The organism is Alkaliphilus metalliredigens QYMF, from assembly GCF_000016985.1.
Taxonomy (GTDB): Bacteria; Bacillota; Clostridia; order Peptostreptococcales; family Natronincolaceae; genus Alkaliphilus_A; species Alkaliphilus_A metalliredigens.
Genome location: NC_009633.1, coordinates 3,876,748 through 3,900,091, shown reverse-complemented (window position 1 = coordinate 3,900,091; position 23,344 = coordinate 3,876,748). Strand labels below are relative to the sequence as shown.

At 34.5% G+C, this 23,344-nt stretch carries 21 protein-coding genes; 18 read left to right on the top strand and 3 right to left on the bottom strand.

Going from position 1 to position 23,344, the window contains the following annotated elements; all coding sequences use genetic code 11:
- Window positions 1–47 precede the first annotated feature (47 nt).
- The 10 genes from AMET_RS18625 (at window position 48) to AMET_RS18580 (ending at window position 10,385) form a co-directional block, all read left to right on the top strand.
- Window positions 48–581, top strand: a complete 534-nt coding sequence (locus tag AMET_RS18625) for a TRAP transporter small permease (RefSeq protein ID WP_012064866.1) — start codon at window positions 48–50, stop codon at window positions 579–581.
- Window positions 571–1,863: a TRAP transporter large permease gene (locus AMET_RS18620; protein WP_012064865.1), complete on the top strand. Its 1,293-nt coding sequence runs from the start codon at window positions 571–573 to the stop codon at window positions 1,861–1,863. Before AMET_RS18625 ends, AMET_RS18620 begins: the two co-directional genes overlap by 11 nt.
- A complete protein-coding gene (locus AMET_RS18615) occupies window positions 1,863–2,342 on the top strand; it encodes a YcxB family protein (protein ID WP_157047294.1) in 480 nt (159 codons plus the stop codon). The genes AMET_RS18620 and AMET_RS18615 overlap by 1 nt, the downstream gene beginning before the upstream one ends.
- Before the next feature lie 215 nt (window positions 2,343–2,557).
- On the top strand, window positions 2,558–3,628 hold the full coding sequence (gene uxuA / locus AMET_RS18610) for a mannonate dehydratase (protein WP_012064863.1): 1,071 nt from the start codon (window positions 2,558–2,560) through the stop codon (window positions 3,626–3,628).
- A 139-nt stretch (window positions 3,629–3,767) separates the two neighbouring features.
- Entirely contained in the window at window positions 3,768–5,372 is a 1,605-nt protein-coding gene (locus AMET_RS18605) for a mannitol dehydrogenase family protein (protein WP_012064862.1), read from the top strand.
- Between the two features lie 46 nt (window positions 5,373–5,418).
- Window positions 5,419–5,760: a cupin domain-containing protein gene (locus AMET_RS18600; RefSeq protein WP_012064861.1), complete on the top strand. Its 342-nt coding sequence runs from the start codon at window positions 5,419–5,421 to the stop codon at window positions 5,758–5,760.
- Window positions 5,761–5,820: 60 nt separating this feature from the next.
- Complete coding sequence (locus AMET_RS18595; protein WP_012064860.1) at window positions 5,821–7,026, top strand: MFS transporter; 1,206 nt, start codon at window positions 5,821–5,823, stop codon at window positions 7,024–7,026.
- A gap of 28 nt (window positions 7,027–7,054) precedes the next feature.
- A complete protein-coding gene (locus AMET_RS25940; RefSeq protein WP_012064859.1) occupies window positions 7,055–7,207 on the top strand; it encodes a hypothetical protein in 153 nt (50 codons plus the stop codon).
- Window positions 7,208–7,735: 528 nt separating this feature from the next.
- Window positions 7,736–10,123: an accessory Sec system translocase SecA2 gene (secA2, locus tag AMET_RS18585; RefSeq protein ID WP_012064858.1), complete on the top strand. Its 2,388-nt coding sequence runs from the start codon at window positions 7,736–7,738 to the stop codon at window positions 10,121–10,123.
- Between the two features lie 82 nt (window positions 10,124–10,205).
- Entirely contained in the window at window positions 10,206–10,385 is a 180-nt protein-coding gene (locus AMET_RS18580; protein WP_041721062.1) for a hypothetical protein, read from the top strand.
- Window positions 10,386–10,405: 20 nt separating this feature from the next.
- Here the strand turns inward: AMET_RS18580 and AMET_RS18575 are convergent, their stop codons facing one another.
- Window positions 10,406–10,867 carry a peroxiredoxin family protein gene (locus AMET_RS18575; RefSeq protein WP_012064857.1) on the bottom strand — a complete coding sequence of 154 codons (462 nt, stop codon included), beginning with the start codon at window positions 10,865–10,867 and terminating at the stop codon, window positions 10,406–10,408.
- 299 nt (window positions 10,868–11,166) lie between these two features.
- On the opposite strand from AMET_RS18575, the gene AMET_RS18570 reads away from it, so the two are divergent.
- On the top strand, window positions 11,167–12,873 hold the full coding sequence (locus AMET_RS18570; RefSeq protein WP_012064856.1) for a methyl-accepting chemotaxis protein: 1,707 nt from the start codon (window positions 11,167–11,169) through the stop codon (window positions 12,871–12,873).
- 292 nt (window positions 12,874–13,165) lie between these two features.
- On the opposite strand, the gene rsmH is transcribed toward AMET_RS18570, so the two are convergent.
- Together rsmH and AMET_RS18560 are read right to left on the bottom strand one after the other, a co-directional pair.
- Window positions 13,166–14,215, bottom strand: coding sequence for a 16S rRNA (cytosine(1402)-N(4))-methyltransferase RsmH (gene rsmH, locus AMET_RS18565; protein WP_012064855.1), 1,050 nt, complete (start codon window positions 14,213–14,215; stop codon window positions 13,166–13,168).
- A gap of 363 nt (window positions 14,216–14,578) precedes the next feature.
- Window positions 14,579–15,580 (bottom strand): helix-turn-helix domain-containing protein, encoded by a 1,002-nt coding sequence (locus AMET_RS18560; RefSeq protein WP_012064854.1) that lies wholly within the window; start codon window positions 15,578–15,580, stop codon window positions 14,579–14,581.
- 237 nt (window positions 15,581–15,817) lie between these two features.
- Here AMET_RS18560 and AMET_RS18555 point away from each other — a divergent pair, with 237 nt between their 5' ends.
- From AMET_RS18555 to AMET_RS18525, 7 genes are all read left to right on the top strand, one after another.
- Window positions 15,818–16,777 carry an ABC transporter substrate-binding protein gene (locus AMET_RS18555; RefSeq protein WP_012064853.1) on the top strand — a complete coding sequence of 320 codons (960 nt, stop codon included), beginning with the start codon at window positions 15,818–15,820 and terminating at the stop codon, window positions 16,775–16,777.
- Entirely contained in the window at window positions 16,764–17,750 is a 987-nt protein-coding gene (locus tag AMET_RS18550) for a FecCD family ABC transporter permease (protein WP_012064852.1), read from the top strand. The genes AMET_RS18555 and AMET_RS18550 overlap by 14 nt, the downstream gene beginning before the upstream one ends.
- 1 nt (window position 17,751) lies before the next feature.
- Complete coding sequence (locus AMET_RS18545) at window positions 17,752–18,759, top strand: FecCD family ABC transporter permease (protein ID WP_012064851.1); 1,008 nt, start codon at window positions 17,752–17,754, stop codon at window positions 18,757–18,759.
- On the top strand, window positions 18,760–19,548 hold the full coding sequence (locus AMET_RS18540) for an ABC transporter ATP-binding protein (protein WP_012064850.1): 789 nt from the start codon (window positions 18,760–18,762) through the stop codon (window positions 19,546–19,548).
- 1 nt (window position 19,549) lies between these two features.
- Window positions 19,550–20,770 (top strand): MFS transporter, encoded by a 1,221-nt coding sequence (locus tag AMET_RS18535; protein WP_012064849.1) that lies wholly within the window; start codon window positions 19,550–19,552, stop codon window positions 20,768–20,770.
- 289 nt (window positions 20,771–21,059) lie between these two features.
- Window positions 21,060–23,033 (top strand): ATP-dependent DNA helicase, encoded by a 1,974-nt coding sequence (locus tag AMET_RS18530; RefSeq protein WP_012064848.1) that lies wholly within the window; start codon window positions 21,060–21,062, stop codon window positions 23,031–23,033.
- A gap of 87 nt (window positions 23,034–23,120) precedes the next feature.
- A complete protein-coding gene (locus AMET_RS18525; RefSeq protein WP_041721059.1) occupies window positions 23,121–23,336 on the top strand; it encodes a DUF1653 domain-containing protein in 216 nt (71 codons plus the stop codon).
- The last annotated feature ends 8 nt before the right edge of the window (window positions 23,337–23,344 follow it).

The following is a 23,344-nucleotide window of genomic DNA, read 5'->3' as shown; positions in this document are numbered from 1 at the left end:
GACCGAGTATTTTAACGAAAAACTATATTTATTGGGGGAGGTAAGGTATGTTAAACATTTTTAATACAATAGACAAGATAAAACCTGCATATGATATGGTTTATAAGATTGTCCTTTTATTATGTAAGTTACTTTTAATAGTAGATATTCTCATTACCACCATGGCAGTGGCTGGTCGATACATTTCTTTTATTCCAGATCCAGCATGGAGTGAAGAAGTGGTGTTAACTTTAATGGCATATATGGCAGTTCTCTCAGCGGCTTTGGCTATCAGGAGAAAGGCACATATTCGTATGACAGCATTTGACAAGTATTTGCCTAAAAAAGTCTTAATCGCTTTGGACATCCTTGCGGATGTTGCTGTTTTAGCACTTGGAGTGATTATGGTAGTTGTTGGTTGGAGATATGCAATGCTGCTGGGTTCAAGAGGATCCTATGTGAGCATGCCAAGTGTTTCTAGATTCTGGATGTATTTTCCAGTTCCCCTAGCAGGTACAGCCATGGTGATTTTCGAAATCGAGTCTATATATAATCATATTAAAGAATTTTTTGTAAAAGAGGAGGTATACAATGAGTGCTGAAAGTATGGCGATACTGATTTTGTTGGGTAGTTTTTTCATCATGATATTGTTACGGTTTCCTATTGCTTATGCAGTGGCTATATCATCTGTGTTCACTCTTATGTACCAAGGACTTCCACTTAATACCATTGCTCAGCAGATGGTAAAGGGGATTAGTTATTTCAGTCTTATGGCAGTACCTTTTTTTATTACAATGGGGGTTCTCATGGGATCTGGAGGTATCTCTGAAAAACTGATTCTTCTGGCGAAGGCTTGTGTAGGCTGGATGCGAGGAGGTATGGCTATGGTTAACATCGTTTCGTCTTACTTCTTTGGAGGTATCTCTGGTTCGGCAGCAGCAGATACTGCATCTCTTGGTAGTATTTTAATTCCTATGATGGTAGATCAAGGCTACGATGATGACTTTTCAACTGCAATTACCATTACATCATCCGTTGAAGGACTTTTGGTTCCGCCAAGTCATAACATGGTTATTTATGCCACCACTGCAGGTGGTATTTCCGTAGGAAGCCTTTTTCTTGCAGGCTATGTACCCGCCGCAATACTGGCAATAACCTTGATGATAGGCTCTTATATTATTTCTGTTAAGAGAAACTATCCAAAGGGCGAGAAGTTCAGCATGATAAATTTATTAAAACAAATTTTCATTTCATTTTGGGCTCTTGCAGCCGTTCTGATCGTTGTAGTAGGTGTTGTTGGTGGCGTTTTTACTGCTACAGAATCTGCAGCCGTTGCGGTTATTTACAGTTTGATTGTTAGTGTATATATTTATAAAGGCCTTGATTGGAAGGGTGTCTGGAAAGTGCTTGAAGCCTGTGTAGATACACTTTCAATTGTGCTCATTCTGATCGCAACTTCTAGTATTTTTGGATTTTTACTGACGCGATTGCGCGTTCCTACGTTAGCATCAAATGCAATTATAGGTCTTACGGATAATCCTATACTTTTAGCACTGCTTTTGAATATTATCCTTTTGGTGCTTGGATGTATTATGGACATGGCTCCAATAATACTGATTGCTACCCCAATCTTACTACCAATTGCAACTTCAATCGGCATTGACCCTATTCAGTTTGGTATTATGGTTGTTCTAAACTGTGGTATAGGTCTTTTAACACCACCTGTTGGGTCGGTACTATTTATTGGTTCTGCAGTTGGGAAGGTGCCAATGGAGCGGGTTGTAAAAGCTACATTGCCATTTTATATATGTATGATTATTACCCTTTTACTGATTACCTTTGTTCCCGCAACGAGTCTATGGCTTCCATCCTTATTTAGGTAATGAGAGATATGAAATATAAATTCAATTATCAAACAACAGCTTTTGATATTTGGCAGTTATCAATGTACGGTGTTTATGGTTCAATGGTAGGGGTAAGTAATATTATATTTACTGTTGCGATGTTATTGTTGACAGCAAGGTTTTGGGGAGATGTAAATAGCTTTATGAAAATCCTGCTAATAATCGGGATTTGTATATTTACGGTTATTCAACCTGCACTGGTTTATATGCGAGGAAAAAGACAGGTAGCAACTCTGCCACATGAGATGGAGATAGGCTTTGATGATAATGGAATTCATATAAACACTGAAGAGCAAAGTTCATATTTAAAATGGGACGCCGTTGAGGGCGTATTAAAAAAACCGACTATGATTGTTATATTGTCAAGGGATAAACATGGTTTCATATTAACCAATAGAGCATTAGGTAAACAAAAAGAAGCCTTCTATAATTATGTATTTTCAAAAATTCAAAGATAAATATTATGATATTTTATATAAAGATGAAGTCGTGTTTACAAAATATTATTTACAACTTTGTCTTTATATATACTTAAAAGTGTCATGTATCACAATGAACCTCCTAGAGCGATAATTTGTGAAGTTAAGAGAGATACAAGAGTGGATGGATAAAAAAATAGAGCAGCATTACCATACTAGTATATTGATTTAAAAATAGAGAGGAGTCTACAAGAATGAAAATGACATTGAGGTGGTTTGGAAGCCTACATGATACAGTAACATTAGAACAAATAAGACAGATTCCTGGTTGTGTAGGTGTTATTACAACTCTTTATGGTTCTAAACCTGGAGAAGTATGGAGTCGAGAAGCCATTAGGGCTATGAAGGAAGAGGTAGAAGCAGCAGGACTTGAATTGAGTGGTATTGAGAGTGTAAATATACATGATGATATTAAAATTGGTATTTCTACAAGGGAGCAATATATTGCAAATTATATCGAGACTCTCGAAAATCTTGGCAAAGAAGGAATTGATTTAGTATGCTATAATTTCATGCCTGTATTTGACTGGACAAGATCTGAGCTTGCAAAAGAAAGACCTGACGGATCTACAGTTCTTTCCTATGACCAGGAACTTGTGGATAAAATTGATCCTGATAAAATGTTTGAAGAAATGGAAGCCAATTCTGGTGGATTCATCCTACCTGGTTGGGAACCAGATAGACTTGCAAGAATAAAAGAACTATTTCAAATGTATAAAGAGGTAGATGAAGAAAAGTTATTTCAAAATCTTGTATATTTCTTGAAAGCGATTATGCCAACCTGTGAAAAATATGGAATGAAGATGGCCATTCATATGGATGATCCTGCATGGCCTGTATTTGAATTACCAAGAATTGTAAATAACAAGGAGAACATTCAGAGGCTATTAGATGCAGTTCCCATAATGAATAATGGTCTTACATTATGTACAGGTTCCTTAGGCTCAAACCCTCAAAATGATATCCCAGATATGATAAGAAGCTTCAAGGGAAGAATTCACTTTGGCCATGTAAGAAACCTTATCCATCTTGCACCAGGAAAGTTTGACGAGGCGGCTCATCTATCTTCTGATGGGTCTCTAGATATGTATGAAATCATGAAAGCATTTTATGATATTGGCATGACAGGACCCATTAGACCTGACCACGGAAGGATGATTTGGGGGGAAAAGGCGATACCTGGTTATGGTTTAAATGATAGAGCTTTAGGTGCAACCTATCTAAATGGATTATGGGAAGCAATAGAGAAGACATCTAAAAAATAATCTGAAATATATCAACCTATAGATATTTAATAAGAATCTGTAGGTCATCTTTTATCTTTGATGCTTGTGTTAGGACGATATGAATATTTCCAATGAATTTAATGGATAAGTATAAACCTAGAGAAAGAGGTGGACTAAAATGAAGTTAAATTTAAAAGGTTTAAAGGATGAAAAGGTTTGGGAAGATGCAGAATTTAAGCTTCCAAAATTTAATATCGAGGAAATTAAAGCAAATACAATGGCGAATCCTACCTGGATTCATTTCGGAGCAGGTAATATTTTTAGAGCACTTATGGCCAATGCACAACAAAATATCCTAAACGAAGGTAAAGGCTGCAAGGGGATTATTGCTGTAGGTGGGGAGAGTATAGAGAAAATATATCACCCCCATGATAACTTGACAGTTCTTGTTACGATAAAAGTAGATGGCAGCATGGAAAAGACTGTCATTGCTAGTATTACTGAATCCTTGGTCTTCGACGTGCAAAGGGATGAAAGCTGGAGTAGATTAAAAGAAATTTTTTCAAATCCAAGTCTGCAAATGGTAAGCTTCACCATAACAGAAAAGGGGTACAGCATAAAGGACGGTAGGGGTGAATACTTACCTGCTGTAATTGAAGACTTTAACAATGGGCCCCAAAGTTCAGTCAGCTATATTGGCAAACTAACTTCTCTTTTATATGAAAGATACATGAATGGAAAAACACCACTTGCACTGGTAAGTATGGATAATATGTCACATAATGGCACAAAGCTTTTTTATGCGGTGAATACCTTTGTCCAAAAGTGGGTAGAAAGTGGCCTGGTACATTATGGGTTTAAATACTACATTAGGGATTCCAAGTCAGTATCTTTCCCATGGTCTATGATTGATAAGATTACACCAAGACCTGATCCAAGTGTAAGAAAGATGTTAAAAGATATTGGTTTTGAAGATCTAGAGGATGTGATTACTTCAAGAAGTAGCTATGCAGCTCCCTTCGTAAATGCAGAGGAGCCAGAGTACTTGATCATAGAGGATAATTTTCCCAATGGAAGACCGACCCTTGAGTCAGATGGTATCATTTTCACAGATAGGGAAACCGTCGATAAGATGGAGAAAATGAAGGTTTGTACTTGCCTTAATCCCCTCCATACAGCCCTGGCTATATACGGATGTCTGTTAGGCTATGAGCTGATATCAAAAGAAATGCAAGATCCTGAATTGAGGACATTAGTAGAGAAAATAGGGTATGTGGAAGGATTACCTGTAGTTGTGAATCCAGAAATTATTGATCCAAAGAAATTCATTGATGAAGTACTTCAAGTAAGGCTTCCAAACCTATTTATACCAGATACACCCCAGAGAATTGCGTCAGATACTTCTCAGAAGCTTGGAATTCGTTTTGGAGAAACGATAAAGGCTTATATGGCAAGAGAAGATTTAGATGTTACAGATTTAAAGCTTATTCCCCTTGTATTAGCCGGATGGTGCAGATACTTGATGGGCATTGATGACAATGGAGATAAAATCGAGTTAAGTCCAGACCCGCTACTGGGAGAGGTAGTACATTATGTTACAACAATTGCTCTTGGTGATAAGGGACCATTCCATGACAAGCTTAAACCGATCTTATCAAATGCAACTATATTTGGTGTAAATCTGTATGATGCAGGCATAGGGGAAAAAGTTGAAGGATATTTTGCAGAACTGGTTTCGAAAAAGGGTGCAGTTAGAGAAACACTAAAAAAATATGTTTATTAAATAGCCACAGCTTTAAAAAATGCTATCTTTTCTGAGAGGAGTAGTAATGATGAATGAGCCATTTGTTTTTGCAGAAGATTGCAATTTTGAAACAGTGTCAGAAGGTATTAAAAGAAAGATATTAGCATACGGAGATCAGCTGATGGCAGTTGAAATACACTTTGACAAAGATGCTGTGGGACCACTGCATAGTCATCCTCATACCCAGCTTTCCTATGTTTTGGAGGGAGAGTTTGAGTTTGAAATTAACGGAATTAAAAAGATCGTAAAGAAGGGAGATACTTTATATAAAAAGCCTACCCTGGTCCACGGTTGTAAATGCACTAAAAAGGGGATACTTTTGGACATATTTACGCCCTATAGGGAGGATTTTATCAATAAAAAATAAGTAAGGTTGTTGTGCCATAACTATTAAGATGATCAACTAGAGGTAGGAGAATTAGAAAATATGGAGAATCAATCCTTTTACACACAGCTTAATAAAGAGCAAAAATATATTTTGAATTGTTGTTTTTTCGTTTTTGCAGTCAATGGTTTATATGCTATGATTTTAGGTTCACTGCTCCCTGCAATTAGCATGGAATATGGATTAAACAATACAGTAAGTGGTGGATTAATCTCTGCCCACCAAACAGGTAATTTAATTGCTGGGTTTATTGCAGGGATATTGCCTCTGTATTTAGGAAGAAAAAAATCAATTATATTTTTATGTAGTTTTGTTGTGATGGGATTTTCAATCATGATCTTAACAGGTAATCCAGTTCTATTAATGTTAGGGTTTTTATTTACTGGTTTAAGTCGTGGTAGTATTTCTAATTTCAATAACACCACTGTAAATGAGGTATCTAATAGCAGTCCAGCTGCACTTAATGTTTTACATAGTATTTTTGCGGTGGGTGCCTTAACTGCTCCCTTTTTAGTTATTCTATCTACAAACATTTCTGAGGAATTAGGCTGGAAAATAGCTGCCGGCGTTATTATTACTCTTGCTATTATTTCTATGCTTCTCTTCTCAAGGATGAAAATGGATGACACTGTAAAACAGGTTGAAAGAGTAAAGGTGTCTTATGAATTTTTGAAGAACAGGGATTTTTGCATTAGTGCTGGAATTTTGTTTTTCTATTTGTGTGCAGAGGCAGCTATCAATGGGTGGATGGTTAAATACTTTATTGATTCAAATATTATGACCATAAAATATGCTCAAATACTAGCCTCTCTATTGTGGTTGGTTATTCTTGCTGGTAGATTAACCTGTGCATTTTGGGGAAATAGAGTATCAAAGCAAGTACTACTTTTAGCAACTAGCTGTGGAACTGCGGTTTTTTACCTATTGTTGCTTTCTACACATAACTTAAAGGTGATTACCATTGCTATTATGGGATTAGGTTTTTTTATGGCAGGGATTTATCCTACAACAGTTTCTACAGTTGGGGGTATCATTAAGTCTTATCCTATGGCCATGGGTGTCTTGTTAATGTTAGGAGGTATTGGTGCGATTATCATGCCAATTATAACTGGGGCATTATCAGATGCATTTGGTATTTTTGCTGGTATGAGTGCTATTGTAGTAGCTATTATCTTAATGATAATATGTGTGCTCCTAAACGTGTTAAGGCCAGATGTCCATGTTAGAAGTGAAATGAAAAATATTTGATGAAAAGAGTACGTTAGGAGGGTTATTAATGAGAGTACCTTATGACAAGCTGAAAAGTGAACTGAAAAGAGTTCTAATAAGTAGGGGATTTGAATCAGAAGCAGCCAGGGAACGGGTAGATAATATGAGAGAAAATATTCCTGTAAACGAGGAAATGTGGGAAACATTGTTGAAGTTATAAAGAGAGACACCTAGTACATATATGATTTGCTGAAAAAAGACAAGTCCCTGTCCCTTTGTCTTCTTTGTGCAAAACTATAGAAATATAGTATAATGATAATATTAAGAATTTACTAAGGGGTTTTGATATGGTATTTTTATGGATTTCCCTAGCAGTAATGATGTGTTTTTTCATCTATTTAACATCAGGCTTTACAGTGAAGGGCTCAATGTATTATCAGAGAGCTTCTTACTTGTGTGAAATATTATATTATCAAAATCTATTAAGTAAAGACATATTATATCTTGATGTAATTATAGATATTATGGCTAGTACTTGTGCTATTTCTATTTATTTTCTAATGTCAATGTCTAACCACCTAATTATATCTTTTGATATACTATTGATTCTATGGGTACTTCTTTTTACAATGAAACAGATTTTTAAAAATACAACCTCAACAGTTAGATAATTTAACTACCCTTTAATAGCATAAATTTTTAACGGGTTTTTCTAATGTTAAATTGTTAATACGGGAGGTTTTTTGTCATGCTTAAAAATATATCATCAGTTAGTAAACGTTTTGAGAACTTTAAAAATAAGGAAGTTTATGATATAGAATTATATAAAAAAACTGTAGAGGAAATAAATAATATAAATTATAAAAACGCAAGTGATACAGAGTTAAGAGAAATCTCAGAAAATCTTAAGAATAAAGTTAAAGAAGGTATTCCCTTGGATGAAGTACTAATTCAAGCCTTTACTCTAGTTAAAGAAGTTGCAGGGCGTGTAGTAGGTATGACTCCTTATGATGTGCAAAAAATGGCGGCCATTGCTTTGCATCAAGGTAAGGTAGTAGAAATGCAAACGGGTGAAGGAAAAACCCTTTCAGCGGTTATGCCGGCTTACCTAAATGCACTATCAGGAAAAGGAGTACATATACTCACTTTTAATGATTATCTTGCTGAAAGAGATTTTAGGTGGATGGGGCCCATCTATAAATTTCTTGGGTTAAGCTGTGGCTTTGTGAAGGAAAATATGAATTTAGAGGAACGAAGAAAAGCATATCTAAAAGATATAACCTATGTTACTGCTAGAGAATCAGGTTTTGATTATTTGAGAGATTTTTTATGTACTGAAGTCAAAGATCTAGTCCATAGACCTTTTAATTATGCAATCCTTGATGAAGCTGACTCAATCCTGATTGATGAGGCAAGAATTCCCCTAGTAATTGCAGGAAATGTATCAGAAGAAGGGTTTAATTATGATCATTTAATTGAGATAGTAAGGTCCTTGAAGCCTAACGTTGATTATGAAATAGACCAACACCATCATAATGTTGTATTAACCGAAAAAGGATTAATAAAGATCGAAAAAGTTTCAGGCTGTGGAAATTTATATGCATCAGAAAATCTTCAGCTCCTTACGAGACTAAACTGCGTACTACATGCAGAGATTTTACTGAAAAAAGAAATAGATTATATCGTACGTAAAGGAAAAATTGAAATAATTGATGAGTTTACAGGAAGAGTTGCTGATAAACGGCATTGGCCTGATAGCCTCCACGAAGCTGTAGAAGCTAAGGAAGGGCTTGTATCTGAAACTAAGGGAAGGATTATGGGCTCTATAGCTTTACAGTACTTTCTTAAACTATATCCTAAATTGGCAGGAATGACGGGAACAGCAATATCAGTAATGAATGAGCTTGATAGAATGTATCAATTAAAAGTTGTTTTAATACCAACAAACAAACCTTGTATTCGTAAGGATTATCCAGATAAGATTTTTACTTGTAAAGAGATTAAAGAGAAGACATTAATTTTGGAGATAAAGAATATCAATGCCACTGGACAACCAATATTAATTGGAACAAGCAGTGTAGAGGAATCGGAAAGGATTGCCACCACTCTTAACACTGAAGGAATAAAGTGTAATGTATTAAATGCCAAAAATGATTGGGAGGAAGCTAAAATTATTGCTGAAGCAGGAAAGTATGGAGCGGTTACGGTATCAACTAATATGGCTGGAAGGGGTATAGACATTAAGCTTGGAGGAGAGAAGGAACTAGATAGGAAAAAAGTTGTTACCAAAGGCGGGTTATATGTAATTGGGACTAGTCGTCATGAAAGTTCTAGAATAGATAATCAATTAAGGGGGAGGGCTGGTAGACAGGGGGATCCTGGGGAGAGTAAATTTTTCATAAGTTTAGAAGATGACTTAATAAAAAAATACGAGATTGATAAAATGATTCCCCAAGAATACTATACACAAAAACAAAGTGAATCATTAGATAATACGATGATTAACAGAAAAATAAATAGTGGCCAACGCATTGTTGAGGGATATAATTCCGATATAAGAAAACAATTATGGGAATATTCCTATGTCATAGAGGAACAACGAAGAATTATCCATCAAAAACGACATGAAATATTAGTGGATAGAGAGCCTCTTTCATTATTATCAAATAAATGTCCAGTGTTATACGACAGGTATCTAGATTTGGTAGGAAAAGATGTTCTATACAAGGTGGAGAAGCAAATTACTCTTTTTCATATAAATAAATGCTGGGCCGAATATTTAGAGTATGTATCTTATATTAGAGAAGGGATACACCTTGTGGTAATCGGGAAAGAGAACCCATTGCATCGATTTCAGTCTATTACAATTGAAGCCTTCAATGATATGCTGGATAATATTGAAAAGGATATAATAGAGACCTTTATAAAAGCAAATGTTACAAAGGATGGAGTTGACATAGAAAAAGAAAAACTAAAAGGACCTTCCTCAACATGGACGTATCTCATAAGTGATAGTCCAAACCAATTTAGTCGGCTACCATTCATTGTAAAGGGCGTACTTTTTTCTCTAAGATCTATTTCTAATGGGATTGTAAGGAAGGTTCAGGAGACTATAAATGTAGTGATTCAAAAATAGTTCCATAAAATAACAAAATCAGATACCTAAATCCTAGGGTTACTAATCTCATCACAAAACAACACCCTAGGGGGTATCTGATATGATTAGGAACAGGGACCTGTCTGGTGCCAATCATCATGATATAATTTTGCTGAGGTGGTATAATATGCCAAGGCAGGTACGGAAAAAGAATAACACAGAAATAGTTTGCCCCAAGAAAACACTAGGTCCATTAGCAACACTCGTCGACAAAGAACCAACACCTATTAGAAGTCTTTAGAAATGTTATATTACTAAAGTTTACAGTGTATCTAGAAGCTTAACTATTTCGGAAGTTTCGGGGATATCCTTCATAGAATGTCCATAGTGTACATATCTCAGCACTCCCGCTTTATCTACTAACATCTGTGCTGGCATTCGTCCAAGCTTAAACAGATTTACCTTCTGTCCATATAATTTAAGCACTGAATGTTTTTCATCGGGAATACCGTAGAATTTAAGATTATTTTCTTCCCAATAGGTTTTAAATTTATTTGCATTTTCAGGTCCAATTGCAACTATTACTGTATCTTTTTCTGCAAATTTATCGTAATTTTGATGCAACTGCATCATATGCTTTCTGCAAAAGGGTCAAACAAATCCTCTATTAAGTACAATCAGAATATTGCTCTTTCCTCTGAAGTTAGAAAGTTTAAATTTATCTCCTTTGAAGTCTTCAATTTCAAAGTCTGGTGCTTCTATATTTACTTCTATACTAGCCATTTGATCATCTCCTCGTATTAGTTTTGCTCAATTATATTGTACGCAATACTTATTGCGCTGTCAATAAAAATAGTACTTCTTTCTCATTCAACTATCAAATAATAAATTTTTTCTACAATTAAAGAATCGGTTCAGGCCTTCCACCATAAGGATGGGAGAACTTAATCGAACTTGTAAACTGGTGATGAATGATAAATGATAAATGTAGAAAAATATATTAATATATACAATTATGTGATATTATGTAATAAAAATACAAAATATTATTACTATCATAATGTGTATAGGGGGCAAAGGTAATGAAGAGAATTTTTAATAATCTTTCCATGAAGTATAGTATCATAGCACTTGTGGTTTTTAGTCTTATATTTATAGGTATTGTAGGAGTGACAGGTCATACAGGTATGAATCAAATTTATGGGAATGTAGGTGATATGTATAATCATGCGGTACTTCCGATACAAGAGGTTAATAAAATAAACAATGAATTTATGAATATAAGAGTGGAAACATTAAGGATGTTGGATATGGGGTACTATAGTCAAAGTATCGCTAATAATGTTGAAGCGATGAACAAGAATTATCGGGAAATGGTACAGAACTATTTAGTAGAAAAAGATGAAAATTCCTTTGAAGTAACACTATTAAATATTGCAGTAAAAACCTATGATGAGTATATGGAAGCTTGGGATAAAGTTAAAGAAGATTTATCTTCAGGAGAAGATGTAAATGAGTCCGATACCTTCGCAATGGATACAAGAAGTCGGGCCATTACTAACAATTTCAATGCTGTTATTCAACACAATAGGGAAAAAGCAGAGAATTTGAATAATGAAAGTTTAGCAATCTATGAAAACAATATTAAAAATATCATTACGGTGTCTACTGTTGCACTGGCAATTTTATTGTTATTGTCTATGATTATTGTAAAGGTTTTCAATGCTTCTATTAAAGAAATGATTAAGATCTATGAAAAGATAGCCGATGGAGATTTAAGTTTCACTATAGATAAAAAAGGGAAAAATGAGTTTGCCATGATGAGAAGAGCTTTAGCAGAAACATTAGAAAATTTTTCTAGTATGATGAGGAAGTCCAAGGAAAACGCCAATAATACCACAGACAACTCCTACACATTAACCACTATTTGCCAACAAATGACAGAGGCATCACAGGAAGTGGCCAATGCGATACAGGAGGTAGCAGAAGGATCTAATGGACAAACTCAAGAATTAGTTAAAATTAAAGACATTATGGATGATTTTAGTGGAGAGCTACAAAACATAGTTTCTGCTATTGGAGAAATTCAAAGTAGTACAAGAGAAACAGATACAATGATTACAGAAGGAAACGAAAAAGTACAGGAATTAACATCCTCCACTGAATACATAAATAGCTCTTTCAAAGAAGTAAGCAAAAGCGTGAACTTATTAAATGAAAAAATTCTTGAAATTCGTGGAATTACAGAACTTATCAATGCGATTGCAGAACAAACCAACCTTTTAGCTTTAAATGCTGCAATAGAAGCAGCCAGGGCGGGAGATGCAGGGAAGGGTTTTGCTGTAGTGGCTGATGAAATTAGAAAATTAGCAGAACAATCTAAAGTCTCTTCAAAAAATATTAATCAACTACTGGAAAATATTACTTTAGATAGAGATAAGATATTAAAAACCACAGAAGTTGGTATGGAAAATATCCATGTACAAGAGCGAGTGGTACATAATACAACAAAATCCTTTAAGGAAATTTTGCAAAATATAGGAGCTATGATACCTAAAATTGAAAATGTTAGTAGTTCCATCAATATACTCAACAATAGTAAAGATGACATTGTGTCTAAAGTAGATGCCATTACCATTATATCTGAAGGCAACTCTGCAGTGGCTCAACAAATTGCTGCTTCATCAGAACAAATGAATGCTTCCGTTGAAGAAGTAGCATCAACAGCACAAGTATTAAATGGTATGGCGATAGACATGCAAGGGGAAATGAATAAGTTTAAAGTGTAAGGAAGATAAATGAAGGGTAAATACTAGAAGTATGATTTTTCTAACATTTCTGCGAAAAAACATCATACTTCTATCAAAACTCATGTTGAATGTGTTTCACTGATAGTTAAAAAATAATAGGGACTATATCTACTAAACTATAAAAATTAACATCTTTACAATAGAGCCTGAAAATAGGGCTCTTTTTATTATAAGTTTTTGAGTGCAGTGACAACGTATAGTTGTAATTTTCCAAATTGGTGGAGTATATTTGATAATGTCAAGAACACCATCTTTTACTCTTATTTACAAATCATGCTTTTATAGCCCAACGTAGTTTAGCAGAACGGGCACGACCATTGGTATTACATTCTTCTGTTGATGGTCTAATGAAATTCGGAGCTATTTCTCGATAAACGCCTTCACGAAAAAACCGTTGAAATGATTTTTTAACCAGACGGTCTTCTCCTGAGTGAAATGAAAGTATAGCAACGCGCCCACCCTCAGCAAGGGTAGCGGGAAGTTTTTCCAAAAACTCATATAACATTTCAAATTCATCATTGACATCAATTCGCAACGCTTGAAAGCATCGTTGACAGGATTTTTTAATCTCATCCTTCCTAGTATTCTGTGGAATAAATTTCAGAGCATCTTTGATAATTTGTTGGAGCTGAGTTGTTGTTGATATGTCTATTCCTTTTTTAATTTCAGAAATAATGGCACGGGAGATTGCTGCGGAATTAGGCTCGTCGGCGTTTTCTAACAACATACCTTGTAACTCATCTTGTGAAATGGTTTTTAAACGAGCTGCTGCGGATATACCTCTGTTAGGATTCAGCCGTAAGTCTAAAGGCCCTTCACTCTTAAATGAAAATCCTCTTTCAGGATTGTCTATTTGCATTGAAGAGACACCCAAATCTGCCAATACAAAATTCAATGGTCCTGATTCCAAAGCAATTTGATCTATATTGGAAAAGTTCATTTGCTTGATCGTTAAAATTTCGGAGCCATAACCTAAGCCCTCTAAACGCTCTTGGGTGCGGGGTAATTCAATAGAATCTACATCAATTGCATACAAGTGCCCCTTTGAATTCAAACGTTTAAGCATCTCTAAAGTATGACCACCATAACCTAGTGTTGCATCTAATCCAGTTTGTCCAGGGGTGATTTTTAAGAATTCTAATATCTCATTAACGCAAATTGAACGATGCATACCAGCAGGAGTGCTACCCTTTTGAATAACCTTTGCCACAGCATCGGCATATTTATCTGGTTGCAGTTCCTTATATTTTTCTTTGAAAACTTTAGGATGGGTGCCGTTATATCGAACACGTCGCTGACGTTTTTCCTCGTGATTATCCATATATCAATTCGGAATTTGAACTTGTTGTTTTATAAAGCGTTGGGCTCATTCTTTCCTCCACCTTTTCTAATATATTTATAATGTTGTTGCAAATCATATGATACCAAATACAAATCATAAATGCAAACGCTTGATAGGGTCGGTGTTTTGTATGGCACTGAAAGTTATATAACATTTCTTTGTAATGAAAAATGCTTTTTAGCTTTGTCCAAATTAATAAGGGGATAACAATATAAGGCTTTAGAATGTCAGCCGAGAGATATTTTAGAGTACAAAAGTGATGAAGACAATTAAGGACAATAAAGTTTGGTTAGTAAACATTGTGGAGGAAAATGGGATTCAATGACAATTTTTAACGTTTTTTCACTTTGTTTTTCTAAATTTCAATGGCGTTTTTCCATATGTTTTTTTAAACATTTTAGAAAAATTTGCAGAATAATTATACCCAACTTTATAAGCTATCTCCTCAATGCTTAGATCTGTTGTAGATAGAAGATTTGTAGCAATGGTCATTTTAAGATGATTGGTATATTCACCAATAGACATATGATAATGTTTAGAAAATCCTGCCTTTAACTTTTGTTCATTTAAAAAGACCATCTTACTTAAGGCATTAATACTAGGAGGGTTACTATATCTTTCCTCTAAAATATCATGGGCCTTCCGAATCGCATGGATGTCAGAAGAGGTTAGTTTTATTACTCTGTTATTGCCAATATTGATGTTTCCATAGTTTATTTGATTCGTAAAAGCATTTTCAACGGATTTAGTAACCTCATTGATTAAAATAGCCACACACTCTAAAATCTTACTTTCTAGATAAATACTGGTTAAGGAATTTTGAAAGCTTAGACTTTGTAATTGTTGAATGATTTCTACAATTTCTAAGGGGAGATAAATATAAGTATAATTCTCTATAAAAGCACTAAAATCCATTGCATTTGGGAAGTTAGGTTTTATGATTTCATTAAAATAACTCTCGAAAATAGTTATTTCAGTTCCATGAAAATGTTGACCCTTTTTCCAGTTTTGTTGCCCCTTTAGATTTTTTTCAACAACAAAGAAGGATGAAGGAGAAAAAGAAGATACAGGATTATTTTCAATTTTGAATTCTGTAATACCTTCATATACTACACCAAAACGTACTAAAAATTCAGGATTGTCAAAAGATATGGAAAAATCCATAGGGATGGTATAGTCTGCAATGCCTAAATCATAGTAACCATCCCTTGAATAATTAATTAAATAGCCAAGTTCTGGTTTCTTTTTATTTGTATGTAAAGTAGAGTGTTCACTTTTAATTTCACTAAAGGATAATATCTTTAAAACTTCAGCCTTAAATTCTTCATTAGATTTTACTATCATGTAAATCCCCCTTTTTTTCTAATCATTATTAAATTCCATTACTCCCATCCACAATCCATATATAATTTTACTCAAATAATACTATACCTAATAATACGTAATTATTCAACTAAAACACTTCGTTTAGATGTAAAAATAACTAAATTGGGTGCGAGTATTGAATTGATAACGATTATCATATACAATGAGTCTTGTTGTAAATATAAAAACATTTTAATTTTGAGAGGAAGATATTAAATGACAAGAAATTCAATATTAAAAACAGTTTTATTTGCTTGTATAGCCATGCTAGTTCTTGTTGGTTGTTCAAGCAATTCCACTGTAACAGAAGTAGAAGTAAATGAAGATATTAAAATGATTACAATAACCGATGTGAGAGGCGATGTAGAAATTCCTGAAAATCCAGAAAAAATAGTGGACCTTAGTGGTAATAGTGATATTTTATCAATATTAGGATATAAGGTAATCGGAACTGCCAACAGTGATGCCTATGACTATAAAAAGTTCCCTTCATATTTAGAAGATACTTTACAAGGTGCTACTATATTAGGCTATAGTATGCAGGATACTATGGATGTTGAAGCAATCATGAATTTAACTCCAGACTTAATTATCATTTCAACAGTACAAGAAAAAATGTATGATCAATTAAATAATATTGCTCCAACAGTAATGATTCAATTGGAAGCTTTAGATTGGAAGAAGGATGTTAAGGCTTTAGGGAAAGTATTTAATAAAGAAGAAGCTGCAAATGATTGGTTAGAGAACTATAATATAAAAGCCATAGAGATTGGAGATCAGATTAAAGAAACTTATGGTGCAGAAACAAGCTATTTATCATTCTTAGCCAGTGGTGGTCAATTCTACGTATTTGATGGAGCAGGAGTTGGTAGCACTCTATATCAGGATATGGGATTAAGTAAACCAGAAGGTATGCCAGAACAAAGTGATATTAGTTTGCCTGTAGTAACTTATGAAGGACTGGCTTCAATAAAATCAGACTATATCTTTGTTATTGCAACAGATGAAGACTTAAAGGTACTTAAAGAAAATGCGATTTGGAATAGTCTAACTCCGGTAAAAGAAGGTAAGGTTATTGAATTAGATGCTTCGCCATACTTTATACAAGGATATAGCTCAATAGGTAAAGAAGTATTTTTAGGTGAAATAGTAGAGATGTTAAATGAAACAAATTAATAAAATAACTTTTTTAGTTTTTAGTATTTTTATTTTAATAATCGGGTTATTCCTTGCCATCAGTCTAGGAGTAACTCATATAGGAATATCAGAAATATGGAATAGTATTTTTAATTATAGCGAAACCCTGGAATTAATGTTAATTAGAGATGTACGTATTCCTAGAGTCCTCAGTGTATTATTTACAGGAGGTATTTTAGGGATAACCGGTGCTATGATTCAAGGAGTAACAAGAAATCCAATAGCAGAACCTTCGCTTCTAGGTGTAAGTCAAGGAGCTACTTTAGTTGTAGCGATATTCTATGCTGTTGGTATTACCATAAATACAACAAATGTTATGATGGCTTCATTAATTGGAGCAGCTCTTAGTGGAATAATAGTCATCGGATTTTTATCAAAAAATACTAAAAAAAGTTCTATTACAAAGATACTTTTAGCAGGTACTGCCATGAGTACTTTTTTCATTTCTTTGACAACTATAATAGGACTTTTATCAAATCAATCACATTTTATTGCATTTTGGATTTCTGGAGGCTTTAGAAATGCAACTTGGTCAGATTTTATTTTAGTAGCATCGGTTGGAATAATAGGCTTAATATTAGCTACTTTATTATCAAAAAAAATCAACTTACTAAGTTTAGGGGATGATGTGGCAATTAGTCTGGGAGAAAATCCTGAAAGAATACGGTTATTAACCTTTCTTCTTATGATCCCCATGTGCGCAGCAGCAGTAGCTGTTGGCAAAAATATAGGGTTTGTTGGACTAATCGTTCCCCAAATAGTAAGAAAAATATTTGGAGAAGATTATACAATAAATATACCTTTTTCCTTTCTATTAGGAGCGGTGCTGTTAGTCTATTCCGATATAGCTGCAAGAATGTTTTATAACCCCTATGAAACTCCAATTGGAATATTTACAGCCTTAATAGGAGTTCCTTTCTTTATCGCTGTGGTAAGAAAGGAGCGAGGCTGATATGAAAAGAAGTAGATTTAGAATGATGGGTTTAGTACTGCTTATTTTATTCCTAGTATCTATTATTATTTATTTAAGTTGGGGAACTTACAAAATAGCTCCCTTGGATACTATAAAAACGTTATTAGGTAGAGGAACAAAATTTCAAAATGCATCGGTTTTACATCTTAGGCTTCCTCGAATGTTAGTGGGAATTTTCGTTGGAATCGCTTTATCTACAGCAGGAGCTCTACTTCAGACGATAACAAAAAATGAATTGGCAGATTCAGGTATAATTGGTATAAATGCAGGTGCCGCAGTGGCAGCAGTTATATTTATTTCTTTAAGAACTACAAACTACCATAGCGTGCTTGGTCCCCTATCGGTTTATGTATTACCCTCTATGGCCATTGTAGGTGCAGGTATTTCAGCTTTTATCATTTACTTCCTATCAAGTAGAAATGGTATTAAGCCAAAGAGATTACTACTAATAGGACTTGGGATGAATGCAGGACTAAATGCTTTTATTACCTTCTTTACTTTTAGAGGAGGGGTTGGTGACTACAACAGAGTACTGATTTGGACCTCTGGAAGTCTTTGGGGAGCAGGATGGAACTATGCAAGAATAATAATTCCATTAGTTGCTTTCATGTTTATCTTAGTCGTATTAAACTATAAAAAACTAGATGTTCTTAATCTGTCTGATGAACATGCGATTGCCCTTGGACTAAACGTAAATAAAGAAAGAAAAAAGTTCTTAACCTATGCAGTTATTTTAGCTGGTGGTGCTACCGCCTTTGCAGGCAATGTGGCATTTATTGGGTTATTATCGCCTAACATAGCAAGAAAGTTAGTTGGACCCTATCATAAAAAATTTCTAGTAATCTCTGCAATGATAAGTGTCGTAATCATTTTATTTGCAGATGCAGTTTCAAGAAACTTATTTTCTCCAATTGAAATACCAGTAGGAATTGTCATTTCGATTTTTGGAGTACCCTATTTTATTTATTTAATGATGAAGGAGAAATAAATGGAAGCTATAAGTGTAAAAAAATTATCAGTAGCATATGAAGAAAATCTAATAATAGATGATATGAATCTTTCAATTCCAAAGGGAAAGATAAGTATTATTATAGGTGCAAATGGATGTGGAAAATCAACTTTGCTAAAAAGTATTGCAAGGATCATAAAGCCGAAAACCGGAGAGATTTTTATAAATGGAAAAAACATTAAAACTCAAAAAGAAAAACAGATAGCAACTCAAATCGCCTTTTTACCCCAAGGGCCAGTTTGTCCAAGTGGAATGACTGTCAAAGAATTAGTCGCTTATGGAAGGTTTCCTCATCAAAAAATGATAGGTGGTCTTAATGTTCATGATAAAGAAATGATTGATTGGGCAATAGAGGAAACAGGCCTTAAGGATTTTTCCCATAGAGAAATCGAAAATCTATCCGGGGGACAAAGACAGAGAGCTTGGATTGCAATGACTTTGGCACAAGAAACAGACATAATTATGTTAGATGAGCCAACAACTTATTTAGATATGTCTTATCAACTTGAAGTATTACAAGTATTGGAAAAACTAAATAAAGATAAAAACATTACGATTGTAATGGTGCTCCATGAATTAAATAATGCATGTAGGTTTGCAAGTAATATTATTGGACTTAAAAAGGGTGAAATTATTTGTAACGGCGTTCCTATGGAAACAATAACTAAAGAAAACCTAAAAGAGATCTATGGAATTGATGTTAAATTACAATTAAGTGATAATAAAAATTACCCCATTTGCGTAGATTATGAACTTCTAAGGGGGTAAAATGAAAAATAAAAACTTTATTATAGTCGTTGTGGGTCAGATAATATCATTATTTGGCAATGCAATTCAAAGATTTTGTATGTCTTTATATATTTTAGATATAACAGGAAGTGCCGCTGTTTTTTCTAGAATATTAGCAATTTCAACTATCCCATATATATTATTTGCACCGATTGCAGGGCTGTTAGCAGATACAGTTAATAGAAAAAAAATAATGCTCTATCTAGATTTTTTTAGTGCTGGATTAATGATTCTATATTCAATAATACTAATAAGCGGAAGAGATAATACAATGATAGTAGGGAGCGTTATGTTTATGCTATCTATTGTTTATACTCTTTATAGTCCTTCTGTTACAGCCTGTATCCCACAAATTGTTAGTAAAGAAAAATTAGCTTCAGCTAATGGAATTATTCAACAAGTTGGGGCCATAGTAAACTTAATTGGACCTATCATTGCAGGAATATTATATAGTTTTTTAGATATAAAAATAATCGTAATATTAAATGCTGTTAGTTTTTTAATAGCAGCTATTTTAGAGATATTTCTAGATATTCCAGATATACAAATAAAAGAAAAATTTAAAAACCCTATTCTAAGATCCCTAAGGGAAATGAAAAGAAGTTTTATATATTTAAAAGAAAAAAAGAAGGTGGTATTAGGAATTATCGTCTCTTATGGACTAACTAATATTTTTGTAGTACCAATTTTAAGTATTATATCTCCTTATTTTATTAAACTAAAACTGAATATGTCTTCAACTGTATTTGGTTTTGTAGAAGGTATTTTTGTTTTAGGAATGATGATAGGCAGTTTGTTAATAACGTTTAGACCTAAATTGTTCAAAATGAAACAAATTCATAAAACGATGTATCCTATGGTAATTGCAATTATAACTATGGGAATTGCTACTTATTTAACCATGGAGAATAAATTATTGGCTTTAGGACTTTATTCAATTGGAGGTCTAGGGATCATGTTATCCCTGGCTTTATCTAACACGATTTCTTTAACCTATATTCAAAAAGAGGTAAGAGAAGAGATGCTTGGAAAGGTAAGTGCTTTTTCTACTGCTGTTGCTACAGCAAGTGTTGCGCCTGGTCAATTGATATATGGTCAATTAATAGAGATGAATGTAAACCTGTACAATATTATGATATTATCTACTATTTTAAGTATAGGAGTAGTTGTATTTATAAAATGGAATGTTAGAAGAATTTAGCGAGGAAATAGATTGAAAAGCAAAGGACTAGAGAGATCTAGTCCTTTTTACATGGGTGATTTATGCTGATGAGAGATTTTAGCAACCAACACGAAAAAAGGAAAGCTGATTCGACAAAAGTGAACAAAGAGGATATACTTAAAAAGCTTAAAAAGGAGTAGAGGGTTAAATCTATCCATTTTAAGCAATGAAATTTTAAAAATATAAAGGCAATGGGATGGTTATTCTAATAAATGATGCACTACGGTGTTAGATAAAATTTGCATAGTCAAGCAGGGGGGAACTAAGCATGTCCGAAAGATTAAAAGCACTCTTTCATTACGATAAAAAAGAAGAATTTCCAGTTAAATTGGCGGAATGGATTGGCGAGGTTTTTTACGATATTTTACCTGAACACGGATATGAAGTCCGTGAGGAACAAATATTCACTGCCTTTCAACTTGCGGATGCAGTTTGCAATAAAAAAGTTCACTTAGCTGAAGCTGGACTTGGTACAGGCAAAACATTCGCCTACTTACTTACTGCAATCGCCTATGCTCGCTTCAGCGGAAAACCTGTGGTGATTGCATGTGCCTCAACAGCACTTCAAGAACAACTGGCAGGACCTAAGGGAGATATTCAGACTCTGTCAGATATACTTGGACTAGAAATAGATGCGCGAATGGCAAAGGACCCACGTCAGTATATCTGCGATGCCAGGGTTGATGAATCCAGAGGACTCTTTACAGAGAAATCAAATGCAATGTCTAATGAGATTAACCAATGGCTAGCGAAAACCAATCGTGGTGAACGTTCAGAAATGCCACTTGTACCGGATCGTGTGTGGAAGCAGATTGGATGGGATGAGTCTATGTCCTGCGATATGTGTTCTAGCCGTGGATTTTGTAAACTTGTTAAGGCAAGGGAACATTATCGACCTGCCAGGGATTTAATTATTGCTGATCATGAAGTCTTTTTTGATGACCTATGGACACGGGACGAACAAATTGATGGTGGCAAATCACCTATCCTTCCTAGTTATTCTGCAGTTATTTTTGATGAGGGGCATAAAGTGATGCTTCCAGCAGCCATGAGGGCAGGAAAACAAATTATTAAGGAGGATATTGATAACATTATCCTTTCTCTAGAAGAAATCCAAGGAGCTAGGGATTCCCTCATTTCAATTGCCGTTGACTTAGAACAAACTTCGTCTGATTTCTTTATAAAACTCAATCGCTGTGTGATTGCAGATGAGCCCTCGGATCGCTTAGCACTTCGGGTAGATGATAAATTATTTAAAGCAGCGGATACTTTTTATAAGGATTTAGATCGTCTGCTCTTTGAGATACAAGTCGAACAAGAGCTGTACACAGAATCCCTACCTGCCAGTTTGCTACATACATATGAAACACAAATAGAAAGGTCAATGATGGCATTAGACAGATTTTGTAGGAATAAAAGTAGGGATGTTATCACTTGGGTAGATCAAATGGATGGTAGCTTTTGGGTAGTTCCAAGAGAGTTAAGTAAAATGCTGGATATACATTTGTTTCAGAAGGGATTACCAGTGGTATTTACCTCTGCAACCTTAAGCAATGAAGGTGATTTTAGTTACTTTACACGTACCCTTGGATTGAAAAAAACATCCTGCTCTACTGTTGAAAGTCCCTTTGACATTGAAGAACAAGTTGTTGTTCATTTGCCTCAACCCTCTTCAAATAGTCATGAAGATATTGGGTTTTCTCTTGGTATTGAAGGATTAGTCTCTTTATTAAAGTTAAATGGGGGAGGAGCCCTAGTACTTACCAGCTCCCTAGATGAAGTTCGGAAAATAAGAAAAGGATTCAAAGACTATCAGCTACCCTTTGAAGTTTTATGGGAGGATAAAGGAGAGCGAGGATATCTTGTTCGGAAATTTAGAGAAGAAGTGTCATCTGTACTGATTGGTACTAGCTTTTGGGAGGGAATTGATATACCTGGGGAGGCATTATCCCTTGTAGTCGTTTGGCAACTTCCTTTTCCATCTCTGGATCCTTTAATTGAAGTACAACGTGAAGAGGCGAAGAAAGAGGGATTGGATCCAAAAGTGACGGTAGATTATCCTGAAATGGGGCTTAAATTAAAACAAGGATGTGGTAGGTTAATTAGGACAAAGGATGACCGTGGGGCAATCGTGATCATGGAGTCCATAATAGGAGAACCGTGGGAGGAAGTTGTCATGGGAGCACTACCCCCTGGAGCCAAAATTAGAGCAGTAGAAGATCGACTGAGTAATAGAGAGTGACAGGGGAAGGTTACTTTAATTTGGATAGGTAAATGAAAAATAATGAATGAATAAAAGATGTGATATGAGTAAAGGATGTGTAAAGAAATGAGTAATTCAATTGGGTTGGGAAGGTACCGCCACTTCAAGGGCAATGAATATGAAGTAATTGCACTGGCAAAACACAGTGAAACCCTAGAAGATGTAGTTGTTTATCGTGCTTTATATGGAGAAAAAGGGATTTGGGTAAGACCCGTTGATATGTGGCAAGAAGAGCTTACAAGAGAGGGTAAAACATTTAAAAGATTTGAAAAGATAGATTAGAGTAGGAC